The sequence below is a fragment of the Nocardia anocheti genome (assembly GCF_029675105.1).
Taxonomy (GTDB): Bacteria; Actinomycetota; Actinomycetes; order Mycobacteriales; family Mycobacteriaceae; genus Nocardia.
Genome location: NZ_JAQQFV010000008.1, coordinates 339,285 through 351,875, shown reverse-complemented (window position 1 = coordinate 351,875; position 12,591 = coordinate 339,285). Strand labels below are relative to the sequence as shown.

14 protein-coding genes are annotated in these 12,591 nt (G+C 67.4%); 10 read left to right on the top strand and 4 right to left on the bottom strand.

Going from position 1 to position 12,591, the window contains the following annotated elements; genetic code table 11:
- The first annotated feature begins 137 nt into the window (after positions 1-137).
- Positions 138-551: a VOC family protein gene (locus QC180_RS22750; RefSeq protein WP_278264816.1), complete on the top strand. Its 414-nt coding sequence runs from the start codon at positions 138-140 to the stop codon at positions 549-551.
- A 54-nt stretch (positions 552-605) separates the two neighbouring features.
- Here the strand turns inward: QC180_RS22750 and QC180_RS22745 are convergent, their stop codons facing one another.
- Positions 606-1,388, bottom strand: coding sequence for a crotonase/enoyl-CoA hydratase family protein (locus QC180_RS22745; protein ID WP_278264815.1), 783 nt, complete (start codon positions 1,386-1,388; stop codon positions 606-608).
- An 84-nt stretch (positions 1,389-1,472) separates the two neighbouring features.
- Between QC180_RS22745 and QC180_RS22740 the strand changes: the two genes are divergently transcribed.
- On the top strand, positions 1,473-3,116 hold the full coding sequence (locus QC180_RS22740) for an acyl-CoA synthetase (RefSeq protein ID WP_278264814.1): 1,644 nt from the start codon (positions 1,473-1,475) through the stop codon (positions 3,114-3,116).
- A 79-nt stretch (positions 3,117-3,195) separates the two neighbouring features.
- On the opposite strand, the gene QC180_RS22735 is transcribed toward QC180_RS22740, so the two are convergent.
- Positions 3,196-4,371, bottom strand: coding sequence for an FAD-dependent oxidoreductase (locus tag QC180_RS22735; protein ID WP_278264813.1), 1,176 nt, complete (start codon positions 4,369-4,371; stop codon positions 3,196-3,198).
- A 100-nt stretch (positions 4,372-4,471) separates the two neighbouring features.
- Between QC180_RS22735 and QC180_RS22730 the strand changes: the two genes are divergently transcribed.
- From QC180_RS22730 to QC180_RS22720, 3 genes are read left to right on the top strand one after another with little or no spacing between them, the layout of a single operon-like run.
- On the top strand, positions 4,472-5,053 hold the full coding sequence (locus QC180_RS22730) for a TetR/AcrR family transcriptional regulator (RefSeq protein ID WP_278264812.1): 582 nt from the start codon (positions 4,472-4,474) through the stop codon (positions 5,051-5,053).
- Positions 5,054-5,098: 45 nt separating this feature from the next.
- Positions 5,099-5,296, top strand: coding sequence for an antitoxin Phd (locus QC180_RS22725; protein ID WP_278264811.1), 198 nt, complete (start codon positions 5,099-5,101; stop codon positions 5,294-5,296).
- Complete coding sequence (locus QC180_RS22720) at positions 5,296-5,664, top strand: type II toxin-antitoxin system death-on-curing family toxin (RefSeq protein ID WP_474646514.1); 369 nt, start codon at positions 5,296-5,298, stop codon at positions 5,662-5,664. Before QC180_RS22725 ends, QC180_RS22720 begins: the two co-directional genes overlap by 1 nt.
- Before the next feature lie 31 nt (positions 5,665-5,695).
- Here the strand turns inward: QC180_RS22720 and QC180_RS22715 are convergent, their stop codons facing one another.
- Positions 5,696-6,790: an acyl-CoA dehydrogenase family protein gene (locus QC180_RS22715; protein WP_278264810.1), complete on the bottom strand. Its 1,095-nt coding sequence runs from the start codon at positions 6,788-6,790 to the stop codon at positions 5,696-5,698.
- A gap of 22 nt (positions 6,791-6,812) precedes the next feature.
- The gene (locus QC180_RS22710; RefSeq protein ID WP_278264809.1) at positions 6,813-8,006 is read right to left on the bottom strand and encodes an acyl-CoA dehydrogenase family protein; all 1,194 of its coding nucleotides are present in this window, start codon (positions 8,004-8,006) and stop codon (positions 6,813-6,815) included.
- A gap of 188 nt (positions 8,007-8,194) precedes the next feature.
- Here QC180_RS22710 and QC180_RS22705 point away from each other — a divergent pair, with 188 nt between their 5' ends.
- From QC180_RS22705 to QC180_RS22685, 5 genes are all read left to right on the top strand, one after another.
- Positions 8,195-8,383: a ferredoxin gene (locus QC180_RS22705; protein ID WP_019044780.1), complete on the top strand. Its 189-nt coding sequence runs from the start codon at positions 8,195-8,197 to the stop codon at positions 8,381-8,383.
- A gap of 153 nt (positions 8,384-8,536) precedes the next feature.
- Positions 8,537-9,664, top strand: coding sequence for an RNA-guided endonuclease InsQ/TnpB family protein (locus QC180_RS22700; RefSeq protein WP_474646518.1), 1,128 nt, complete (start codon positions 8,537-8,539; stop codon positions 9,662-9,664).
- A gap of 40 nt (positions 9,665-9,704) precedes the next feature.
- Complete coding sequence (locus QC180_RS22695) at positions 9,705-10,640, top strand: 3-oxoacyl-ACP reductase (protein ID WP_278264807.1); 936 nt, start codon at positions 9,705-9,707, stop codon at positions 10,638-10,640.
- 324 nt (positions 10,641-10,964) lie between these two features.
- Positions 10,965-11,729 carry an MlaE family ABC transporter permease gene (locus QC180_RS22690; protein ID WP_278264806.1) on the top strand — a complete coding sequence of 255 codons (765 nt, stop codon included), beginning with the start codon at positions 10,965-10,967 and terminating at the stop codon, positions 11,727-11,729.
- A 6-nt stretch (positions 11,730-11,735) separates the two neighbouring features.
- Positions 11,736-12,587, top strand: coding sequence for an MlaE family ABC transporter permease (locus tag QC180_RS22685; RefSeq protein ID WP_278264805.1), 852 nt, complete (start codon positions 11,736-11,738; stop codon positions 12,585-12,587).
- Positions 12,588-12,591 lie beyond the last annotated feature (4 nt).

Below are 12,591 nucleotides of genomic sequence, written 5' to 3'. Positions count from 1 at the left end.
ACAGGGGTACGACAGCGAACAGGGGCGAAAGCGCGGCCCGGCGAATTCCACCGATTTCGCCGCCGACCGATGATTCCGCCACGGGCGCCGCGTCTACATGTTCGAGACCGCAACGACGCCCCGAAAGGCCGATACCCATGAGCAGCAAGATGATCTTCATCAACCTCCCCGTCGCCGACCTCGACCGCTCCAAGAGCTTCTACGAGGCCCTCGGCTGGAAGGTCAACGAGGATTTCACCGACCAGAACGCGTCGTGCATCGTCATCGACGACAACATCTGCCTCATGCTGCTGACCAAGCCCTTCTTCTCGACCTTCAGCACGCGCCCCATCGCCGACACCGTCAACACCGCCGCCGCCGGGTACGCCCTGTCCCTGGCCAGCGCCGAGGAAGTCGACACCCTCACCGACGCCGCCGTCGCCGCGGGCGCCACCGAACAGACCAACGAGGACAAGCGCGCCCAGGAAGCCGAGGTCGGCATGCACGGCCGCACCTTCCTCGACCCCGACGGCCACCAGTGGGAGCCGTTCTTCATGAACTACCCGGGCTGATCGACCCCGATCGGCGAGGGCGCAGGGCGAACAGCCCGGCGCTCTCGCGGCGTTTCACTCGCCGGTGAAAGTGGGCTTGCGCTTTTCGGCGAAGGCTTTGGGGCCCTCTTTCGCGTCGGCCGACTTGAAGACGGCGGCGCCGAGTTCGGCGTCGACCTTGAAGGCGTCGTTCTCGTGCATGCCCTCGGTGTCGCGGATGGTCTTGAGGATCGCCTGGACGGCCAGCGGGCCGTTGGCGGAGATCATCTCGGCGAGTTCGAGGGCCTTGTCCAGGGCGGTGCCGTCGGGGACGACGTGGCCGATCAGGCCGATTTCCTTGGCCTCGGCGGCCTTGATGTGGCGGCCGGTCAGCAGCAGGTCGGCGGCGACGGTGGCGGGGATCTGGCGGGGGAGCCGGACCGCGGAGCCGCCCAGCGGGAACAGGCCCCAGCGCGGTTCGGAGACACCGAATTTCGCGCTCTCGCCCGCCACCCGGATGTCGGTGGCCTGCAGGATCTCGGTGCCGCCCGCGATGGCGGGGCCCTCGACGGCGGCGATCAGTGGCTTGGTGAGCCTGCGGCCCTTGAGCAGCGCGTCGATGCGCGAGAGGTCCCAGCCGCCGCCCTTGAAGGAGTCGCCGGGGTGCTGGGCGGTCATCGCCTTGAGGTCGGCGCCCGCGCAGAACGCGCCACCGGCGCCGGTCAGGATGGCGACGCGGATCTCGGGATCGCTGTCGACCTGGTCCCAGGCGTCGCGCATGATCGCCATCATCTCGCCGGAGAGGGCGTTGCGCGCCTCCGGGCGGTTCATGGTCACGATGAGGACATGGTCGCGCTTCTCGACCAGGCAGTGGGCCATCCGAATTCTCCTGACGTCCGAGACTCGCGAGCGAGTCTCGCCGAAACCTTGTCAGAAACAGTAACACGTTCTATTTTTGACACTGTGAGCTACAACATAGCCGATCTCGTCGAACACGCCGTCGACCTGATGCCCGACCGGATCGTGCTGGTCGGCGAACATCGTGAGTCGACCTATGCCGAACTGGAGGAGCGGGCCAACAAGCTGGCCCACTACCTGCAAGAACAGGGCGTGCGTCCCGGCGACAAAGTCGGTATCTACTCCCGTAACACCGTCGAGGCCGTCGAAGCGATGGTCGCCATCTTCAAGGCGCGGGCGGTGATGATCAACGTCAACTACCGCTACGTCGAGAACGAGTTACTGCACATCTTCGAGAACTCGGACATGGCCGCGCTGATCTACGAGCGCCGCTACGCCGACCGGGTCGAAGCCGTGCGGGCCAAGGTGCCCGGCTTGAAGACGCTGGTCGTGGTCGATGACGGCACCGACGGCCCGACCCCGCCGAACACCGTCGAATACGAAGCCGCGCTGGCGGCCTCCTCCGGTGAGCGCGATTTCGGCGAACGCTCACCCGACGACATCTACATGCTCTACACCGGCGGCACCACCGGCCTGCCCAAGGGCGTGATGTGGCGGCACGAGGACGTGTGGCGGGTGCTCGGCGCTGGCATCAACTTCGTCACCGGCGAGTACGTCAAGGACGAGTGGGAGCTGGCCAAGGTCGGCGCGGCCAACCCGCAGATGGTGCGCTTCCCGATCCCGCCGATGATCCACGGCGGTTCGCAGTGGGCCACCTTCCACAGCCTCTTCGGTGGCGGCAAGGCCGTGATGATTCCCGAGTTCAGCGGGCACGGGGTCTGGCAGGCCGTCGACAAGCACGGCATCAACCTGATCTTCATCACCGGCGACGCCATGGCCCAGCCGATGCTCGACGCACTCGAGCAGGGCAACCCGGAAACCGGTGAGCCCTACGATCTGTCGACGCTCTATGTGCTGGCCAGCAGCGCCGCGCTGTTCTCGCCGCCGCTCAAGGACAAGTTCCTGGAACTGCTGCCGAACCGGATGATCTCCGATTCCATCGGTTCCTCGGAGACCGGTTTCGGTGGTCTGTCGCTGGTCGCCAAGGGCGCCACCCACACCGGCGGGCCCCGCGTGAAGATCGACGCGGCCACCCAGGTGCTCGACGAGCAGGGCAACCCGGTCGAGCCCGGTTCGGGCGTGATCGGTCTGCTCGCCCGCAGCGGCCACATCCCGCTGGGCTACTACAAGGACGAGGTGAAGTCGGCCGCGACGTTCAAGGAGTTCCACGGGGTCCGCTATGCGATCCCCGGCGACTACGCGCGCGTCGAGGAGGACGGCACCGTCACCATGCTCGGCCGTGGTTCGGTGAGCATCAACAGCGGCGGCGAGAAGATCTACCCCGAGGAGGTCGAGGGCGCGCTCAAGGCGCATCCGGACGTCTTCGACGCGCTCGTCATCGGTGTCGAGGACGCGCGCTGGGGTCAGCGTGTGGTCGCGGTGGTGCAGTGTCGCGACGGCAAGCGCCCCACCCTGGCCGACCTCAAGCCGGTGCTCACCCAGGAGATCGCCTCCTACAAGCAGCCCCGCAGCCTGTGGTTCGTCGACGAGATCAAGCGCTCGCCCGCGGGCAAGCCCGACTACCGCTGGGCCAAGGCACAGACCGACGAGCGCCCCGCCGACGAGCACGCCGAAGCGGGCTCCGCGTAGTTCCCCACCCCTCGGCCCGCCCGGCACTCCCGGGCGGGCCGAGTCGCGTTCCTGAGGTGGACACCCTCTGGTGGCCCGGCTAGCGGGTGGGGAGTTCGGCGAGGCGGGTGGCGAGGGTGGTGCGGACGGCGGGGATGCGGGTGAGCAGACGCAGGGCGGTGTTGCGGGCGGTGCGGGCCGGGGCCGAGCGGAGGGTGGCCATACGGGTCATGCGGTCGGTGAAGGCGACCACGTCCAGGGCGATCGGCCTGCGGACGGTCTCGTAGGTGTCGAGCAGCGAATCCGGTTCTCCCGCGACCACTTTCGTGAGCAGACCGGCGAGCATCGCGGCGTCCTGGATGCCGGTGTTCATGCCCTGGCCGCCCGCCGGGCTGTGCACGTGCGCGGCGTCTCCGGCGAGCAGGACGCGGCCCGCGCGGTAACGCTCGGCGACGCGGTGGTGCACGCGGAAGCGCGAGCTCCACAGCACCTCGTCGACGCGGATCTCCCCGCCGGGACCGCGCGCGTCGAGCAAGGTCTGGATCTGGGCGAGCGGCGGGTGTTCCGGCGCGTCGTCCACCGTGGCCACGACGCGGTAGCGTTCCCCCGCCGGGTCGGGCAGCGGGGCGACCACCGTGACGCCTTCGGGCGAAAGATGCAGGGAGACTTCGGTGCGCGGGGTCGGCCAGCTCATGCGCACATCGGCCAGCACGAACGAGGCGGGGTAGGTGTCGCCGGTGAAGCCGATGCCCGCCTGCTCCCGGACCACGCTGTGCATACCGTCGGCGCCGATCACGTAGTCGGCGCTGACCGTGCCGGTGTGCCCACTCGCGGTGTATTCGACAGTGGCGCGGTCGTTTTCCTCGGTGAGTCCGGTGACGGTGACCGGGCGGTGGACCGTGCCGCCCGCGCGGTGGAGCCGGTCGAGCAGAACCTCTTCGGTGACGTCCTGCGGAATCATCAACGTGTACGGGAACTCCGACGCGATGTTCCCGAAACCGATGGTGGCCAAGGTCTTCGGACCGTCGTGCACCTTGAAGGTGGGCACCTCGATACCCCGCGCGACGAGTTCGTCCGCGAGTCCCAGCTCCGCGAGAACCTCGAGCGTCCGGGCGTGCACCACGGCGGCACGCGAGGTGTTCGCGCCTTCACCCAGCCGATCGATCAGGACGTGGTCGACCCCCGCCTCCGCGAGCACGATCGCGGCGGTGAGTCCGGCGGGACCGGCCCCGACGACGACAACGGAGGTGTGGGCGGGCAGCTGGGTGGCGGACATCTGCGACTCCTGGTCAACGCTTGTTTGCCAACGCTTGTAGGCATAACGGTAACCGTGCGGGACGGCGTAAGTCAACGGTTGTTGGCCTACACTTGTTGGCATGAAGTCCGCCGCGTCGAAATCCCCGGTCCGCCGCTCTGAGGCCACCAAGGCCGTCATCCTCGACGCGGCCCGCGCGCGCTTCGCCGCCGACGGCTACGCCAAGGCGACCATCCGCGCCATCGCCGCCGACGCCGAGATCGATCCCTCCATGGTGATGCGCTATTTCGGCAGCAAGGACGGCCTGTTCGCCGCGGCCGTCCAGATCGACCTGGACCTGCCCGACCTCGCCACCGCGCCACCGGACACCCTGGGCGAACGCCTGGTCCGCCGCTTCCTCGCCATCTGGGAGGGCGGCGACAACATCGTCCTGCTGATCCTGCTGCGCTCGGCCATCACCGACGAGGCCGTCGCCGATCGCGTCCGCGCCATCTTCGCCGACCAGGTCCTACCCGCCGTCCTGCGCGTCGGCGACCCCACCGACGCCCCCCGCCGAGCGGGCCTCATCGCCACCCAACTCCTCGGCATCGCCCTGTGCCGCTACATCCTGCGCCTACCCCCGGTCGTCGAGATGCGTCCCGACGACCTGATCGCCGACATCGCCCCGACCGTCCAGCGATACCTGACCTCGACCCTCGAATAGAAAATTCGCTGGTTGTGCGTGGTACCGCGCGGTACCATCGTGTCCATGGCTGGTCTGAATGTTCGATTCACCGACGACGAGTTGGACGCGCTCCGGCAGCGCGCCGAGGCTGAAGGGCGGAGTATGCAGCAGTTCGCGCACGATGCGGTCGTCGCGGCGATCAACGAGCGCGCCCGGCTGTTCAACGAGGCCGCCGACCACGTCCTGAAGGTCAGCGAAGAGCTGAACAGACGGCTTGCCTGATGCAGTATCTGACATTGTCGGAGCTGCTGAGCCTGGCCGGGCGGCTCGGTACCCCGGATGTTCGTGACTACGGTCTGCTCGATTCGGCGCTGGCGCGGCCGCAGTCGAGTGTGTTCGGCCAGGACGCCTACCCGGATCTGTGGCAGAAGGCCGCCGCGCTGATGGAATCGCTCGCACGTAATCACGGTCTGATCGACGGCAACAAGCGACTGGCCTGGTATGCGACGTGGGTGTTCCTGCACCTCAATGGTGCCCCACTCGACGAGACGTTTGATGTCGACTCGGCGGAGGCGTTCGTCCTCGGTGTCTGTCAGGGAAATCTCGACGTCCCGTCGATCGCGAAGGAACTCGTCCGCTTCGCGCGGTGACAGAGCGGCTCCGTCTGCGGCGCGCTCCGGCTCAGCGCGCCAGTTCCGCGCCCAGGGCGAGGAGGTGGGGTGTGGCGCCACCGAGGGCGAATTCGTGGTGTTTGGCGGCGGTGAAGTAGTTGTGGACGATGTGGTCGCGGTCGATGCCGAGGCCGCCGTGGATGTGGATGACGGTGTGGGCGACCTTGTGGCCCGCTTCGGCGGCCCAGAACTTGGCGATGTGGACGGACTCGGTGGCCGGGAGACCCTCGGTGACGCGCCAGGCGGCCTGGGTGACGGCCAGACGCAGGCCGTTGATGTCGATGTAGGCGTCGGAAAGACGCTGGGCGACAGCCTGGAACGCGCCGAGCGGCTTGCCGAACTGTTCGCGGGTGCGGGTGTGTTCGGCGGTCAGCTCGAGTGCCCGTTCGAGGGTGCCGAGTTGCAGGGCGGCCAGGCCGAGCCAGGCCTGCTCGCGCAGTCGGGTCAGGATCTCGGCGCCGGTGTCGAGGGTGCCGAGGAGTTCGGCGGGGGTCTCGGAGAATTCGACGAGGAATTCCGGCGCGAGGTCGACGACCTGCTGGGCGGTGCGGGTCACCGAGGCGTGCGCGGGATCGACCACGAAGACGGCCGGGCGGCCGGACACGGTGGCGGGCACCAGGATTCGTTCGGCGCGGTCGGCGAAGGCGACGGTGGTCGCGGTCCCGGTGACGGTCCAGCCGTCGGACTCGGTGGCGACGAGGCCGGGCGCGTCGGTGGCGGCGCGCAGCGGTTCGGCGAGCGCGGCGGTGAGGACGATCTCGCCGGTGCCCGCGCGGGCGGCCAGCGCGCGCTGGTCCTCGTCACCGAAGCGGGCCAGCGCGTCGGCGGCCACCACGACCGACCACAGCACCGGCACGGCGGCCACGGACTTGCCGAGTTCGCGCAGGATCGCGGTCTGTTCCAGCGCGCCGAAATCGCTGCCGCCCAGGTCTTCCGGCAGGGCGGCGGCCAGCACGCCCGCGTCGGCGAGTGCCTTCCACAGTTGATCGTCGAAGCGGCCCGCGGTGTCGAGTTCGCGCAGGCGGTCGGCGGTGACGAGCTTGGCGCAGATCTCGCCGGTCAGCCGGGCGAGGTCGAGCTGGGCTTCGGTGGGGGTGAAATCCATGAGGGGGTACCGGCTTTCGAGATCAGCGGGCGGCGGCGGGCTGGCGCAGGGCGGTCATGGCGATGATGTCGCGTTGCACCTCGTTGGTGCCGCCGCCGAAGGTGAGGATCAGCGCGGCCCGGTGCATCCGCTCGAGCCTGCCCAGCATCGCCGCGCCGGGGGAGTCCTGACGCAGATAGCCGTGCGCGCCGACGACCTCCATGAGCAGGCGGTAGGCCTCGGTGGACAGCTCGGTGCCGTAGATCTTGCAGGCCGAGGCGTCCCACGGCTTGGGGGCCGCCTCGCCGCCCTGGTCGGCACGGCTGGCGATCTCCCAGTTCAGCAGCTTGAGGTATTCGACCTTGGCGTAGACGCGGGCCAGGTTCAGCCGCACCCATTCCTGGTCGATGACGCGCGTGCCGTCGGCCAGGGTGGTCTGCTTGGCCCAGTCCACGGTCTGGTTCACCGCCAGCGAGAGCGGTCCGGCCGAGGTGAGCGCCACGCGCTCGTGGTTGAGCTGGTTGGTGATCAGCGACCAGCCGCCGTTCTCCGGGCCGACCATCGCCGAGGCGGGCACCCGCACGTCCTGGTAGTAGGTGGCGGAGGTGTCGGGCCCGGCCATGGTGTGCACGGGGGTCCAGGAGAAGCCCTCGGTGTCGGTGGGCACGATGAACATCGTGATGCCCTTGTGCTTCTTGGCCGAGGGGTCGGTGCGCACGGCCAGCCAGATGTAGTCGGCGTAGGCGATGAGGCTGGTCCACATCTTCTGGCCGTTGATCACGAAGTCGTCGCCGTCGCGCACGGCCGAGGTGCGCAGCGAGGCCAGGTCGGTGCCCGCGCCCGGCTCGGAGTAGCCGATGGCGAAATGCAGCTCACCCGAGGCGATCTTGGGCAGGAAGAACTTCTTCTGCTCCTCGGTGCCGTACTGCATGATCGTCGGCGCGACCGAGTTCAGGGTGAGGAACGGGACCGGGGCACCGGCGATGGCGGCTTCCTCGACGAAGATCAGCTGATCCATCGTGGTGCGGTCCTGGCCGCCGTACTCCTCGGGCCAGCTCAGCGTGAGCCAGCCGTCGCGGCCCATCTGCCGTACGACCTCGCGGTAGACATCGCCCTCGCCGTATTCGCCGGTCTGTGAGCTCAGCGCCTTGCGGCGTTCGGGCGTCATCAGCGTGCCGAAATACTCGCGCAGCTCGGCGCGGAGTTCTTCCTGCTGCGGCGTATACGCGACGCGCATGCTTGCTACCTCGGTCTCTCGCGGCCAAACAGTGGGTGGCGGGACGCAGGGGATGAGCCCCGCCGAAACCGATCATTGCATACCAACTGGAACATGTTCCAGTATTGACAGTGATTCGGCGGCCGTTCCGCTCCGCGGGGCCCACTGTCTGGGTTAGTGTCGCCGAGACCGCGTGGAAGGAAGCTCTCATGAAGATCATCGTCGATTTCGACCGGTGCGAAGCGAACGGCGTCTGCGTCGGAATCGCCCCTGACATGTTTGAACTCGATGACGACGACAACCTGCACGTGCTCGAGGGCGATGTCGCCGACGATCGCGTCGCCGACGTGGAGGAGGCGGTGGCGCAGTGCCCCAAAGCTGCGCTGAGGCTGGCGTGATCACCTCTTGTCGGATAGTGAAACACGTTCTAAAGTCGGCCCGGTGGGAGTGATCGAAGATCGTCGTCAGCAGCCGCGGCTGTTCACGGCGGGGACGGCATCACGTGGGTGAAATAGTAATGGGCTATTATCTCACTCGTGCCATCGAAGGTGGTGAAGCGGGCGTACAAGTACCGCTTCTATCCAACGAGCGAGCAAGCGGAGCAGCTCGCTCGCACCTTCGGCTGCGTCCGCTACGTCTACAACCGAGCGCTCGCGGAACGCTCTCGCGCGTGGACGCAGGAGCAACGACGCGTCAACTACGCCGATACGAGCAAGATGCTCACTGGATGGAAGCAAGACCCCGACACCGCGTGGCTCACCGAGCCATCGAAGGGGCCACTGCAGGTGGCGCTGCAGAATCTGCAAGGCGCCTACGACAACTTCTGGCGCAAGCGGGCCGGGTACCCAAAGTTCAAGAAGAAGGGCAGGTCGAAAGACTCGGCGACCTATTTCTCGAACTGTTTCACGTTCCGGGGCGGCCGGATCAAGCTAGCCAAACAGGCCGAATCGTTGGATATTCGCTGGTCGCGTCCGCTGCCCTTGGGCGCGGTGCCGTCTCAGGTGACAGTGTCGAAGGACTCGGCAAACCGGTACCACATCACCATCCTCGTGGAGGAGGCGATTCCCGAGCTCGCGAAGTCGAATGCGACGCTGGGTCTGGACGCGGGAATCACGTCGCTGTACGCATTCTCGACAGGGGAGAAGGTATCCAATCCTCGGTTCGAGAAGAAGGATCGAGCCCGCCTCGCCAAGGCTCAGCGGGTGTTGGCGAAGAAGCAAAAGGGCTCGGCGAATCGGGCGAAGGCTCGAGCGAAGGTCGCCCACATTCATGCGCGGATCGCGGATCGTCGTCGCGATCATCTGCACAAGCTCTCGACTCGGTTGGTACGCGAGAACCAAGTGATCGCCATCGAGGACTTGAGCGTGCGGAACATGGTCCGCAACCACAGCCTGGCGAGGGCGATCTCGGACGCGTCGTGGTCGGAGTTCCGGTCGATGCTGGAGTACAAGGCTGGCTGGTACGGGCGCACCGTAGTGGCGGTCGACCGGTTCTATCCGTCGAGCAAGACGTGCTCGGCGTGCGGTCGGATCAACGATTCGATGCCGTTGCAGGTTCGGGAATGGACCTGTCTGTGCGGCGTGTCCCACGATCGGGATGTGAACGCCGCCAAGAACATACAGGCCGCCGGGCTGGCGGTCTTAGCCTGCGGAGATGGTGTGAGACCGTCCCGCAGTTGATGCGGGAAGGCAGCTGTCGATGAAACAGGAACCCTCTGCCGTGAGGCAGGGAATCTCGGACTTTCAGGTCCCGGAGCAGGCCAAGCAGACTTCACTGGAGGGCCGGGTCGCCATCGTGACCGGGGCCGGGGCCGGTCTCGGCCGGGCCGAAGCCCTCGCGCTGGCCGCGGCGGGCGCGGCGGTGGTCGTCAACGACCTCACCGAGGACGCCGCCGCCGAGACCATCGCCACGATCCGCGAGCTCGGCGGCAAGGCCGAGTTCGTCGGCGGCTCGATCGCCGAGCGGTCCACGGCCGACGCGCTGATCGCGACCGCGCAGGAATCCCTGGGCGGCATCGACATCGTGGTGAACAACGCGGGCATCACCCGCGACCGCATGCTGTTCAACATGTCCGACGAGGACTGGGACGCGGTGATCGCGGTGCATCTACGCGGCCACTTCCTGCTCTCGCGCAATGCCGGTGCCTACTGGCGCGCGGCCTCCAAGGCGGCGGGCGCCCCGGTCTACGGTCGGCTGGTCAACACCTCCTCCGAGGCGGGTCTGCTCGGTCCGGAGGGGCAGGCCAACTATGGCGCGGCCAAGGCGGGCATCACCGCGCTCACGCTCACCGCGGCGCGCGGTCTCGCGCGCTACGGCGTGCGCGCCAATGCCATCTGCCCCCGGGCCAGGACGGCGATGACCGAAGCGGTCTTCGAGTCCGCGCCCGAGGGCGCGGTCGACCCGCTGGCGCCGGAACACGTGGCCAAGCTCGTCGCCTACCTCGCCTCGCCCGCGGCCGACGCGGTCAACGGGCAGGTCTTCGTGGTCTACGGCCCGATGGTGGCCCTGATGGCCGCTCCGACCGTCGAGCAGCGCTTCGACGCCGAGGGCGTCGAGTGGTCCGAGGCCGATCTGGCCGCCACCCTGGGTGGCTACTTCGCAGAGCGCCCCGCCGACCACACCTTCTCGGCCCGCGCCCTGCGCGATCTGGGCTGATCCCCGCACCGGCGATTTGCCCGAAGTTGGCTCGCCGCGCACCGCGACGAAACATTGACCCGCGTGCAGTTGTACGCCGGTCCAGCTGTTGGTAGACATGAGCGTCGGGGTGTGTGGCGAGTCACAGGAGGCCGGTTGAGTTCGATAAGCATTCGTTTCAGTTTTGGTCCCGATATGCGAGAAAAAGTCCTGCTCTAAGTGTCCTGAAACGGCAGACATTAGCGGGAACGTGTTCTAGTCTTTGGGCAGTCTTCAGATCGGGGTGGCGGTGAAGTACGGGTACGCGGGCCTCTCGGCCCGCCCGTCGAACAAGGAGGAATCCGCATGAACGACCTCCTTGCTGTCCCGTTGCGGGCGGTCGGCGGATTCTTCGAACTCGGCGCGGAAGTGGCTCGGGCCACCTTCCGACGCCCCTTCCAATGGCGTGAATTCGTCGACCAGTCCTGGTTCGTCGCCCGCGTCTCCATCGTGCCGACCCTGCTGGTCGCGATTCCGTTCACGGTGCTGGTCGTTTTCACGCTCAACATCCTGTTGCGCGAGATCGGCGCCGCCGACCTCAGCGGCGCGGCGGCCGCGTTCGGTGCTGTCACCCAGGTGGGCCCGATCGTCACGGTGCTGATCGTGGCCGGTGCGGGCGCCACCGCGATCTGCGCCGACCTGGGCGCACGCACCATCCGCGAGGAGATCGACGCGATGAAGGTGCTCGGCATCGACCCGGTCGCCCGGCTCGTCGTACCGCGCGTGCTCGCCTCGATGTTCGTGGCGCTGATGCTCAACAGCCTGGTGTGCACGGTCGGCATCGTCGGCGGTTTCGCCTTCTCGGTCTTTCTGCAGGGCGTGAATCCCGGCGCGTTCGTCAACGGCATTCCGCTGCTGACGAATCTGCCCGAACTGATCATCTCCGAGATCAAGGCGGGCCTGTTCGGTTTGATCGCCGGAATGGTCGCCTGCTATCTCGGTCTGCAGGTGAAGGGCGGTCCCAAGAGTGTCGGCGACGCGGTGAACCAAACGGTGGTATTCGCCTTCATGGCGCTGTTCGTGGTGAATGTGGTCGTCACCGCGATCGGCCTGAAATTCACGGTGCGGTGAGGCGAAATGGCATTCATTGTTCGCAGCAAGTTCCCGCGCACGGTCCGTCGTTTCGACCGCGCCTCGAAATCCGTGGATTCCCTGGGTGAGAAGGCGATCTTCTTCGTCAAGGCGCTCGGCTCGGTGCCCCGCGCCCTGGTGCACTACCGCACCGAGACCATCCGCCTGATCGCCGAGATCAGCATGGGCAGTGGCGCCTTGGCGGTGATCGGCGGCACCGTCGTCATCGTCGGCTTCCTGACCCTGATGGCCGGTGGCACCATCGCCGTCCAGGGCTACAGCTCGCTGGGCAATATCGGTGTCGAGGCGCTGACCGGCTTCTTCGCCGCCTTCATCAATGTCCGCATCGCGGCGCCGGTCATCTCCGGAATCGGCCTGGCCGCCACCATCGGCGCGGGCGCGACCGCCCAACTCGGCGCCATGCGGGTGGCCGAGGAGATCGACGCGCTGGAATCCATGGCCATCCGGCCGGTGCCGTTCCTGGTCGGCACCAGGGTGCTGGCCGGGCTGATCGCGATCGTGCCGCTCTACGCGCTCGCGGTGATCGCCTCCTTCATCGCCAGCCGCTTCGCCACCGTCGTCATCTACGGCCAGTCCGCGGGCGTCTACGACCACTATTTCTCGACGTTCCTCATACCGAGCGACATCCTGTGGTCGTTCGCGCAGGCCATCGTCATGGCACTGGCGGTCATGCTGATCCACACCTACTTCGGCTTCACCGCCGCGGGTGGACCGGTCGGCGTCGGTATCGCGGTCGGCAACGCGGTGCGGGCCTCGCTGGTCGCGGTGGTCACGGTGACGCTGCTGATCTCGCTGGCCATCTACGGCACCTCCGGCAACTTCCACCTCTCGGGATAGCGCG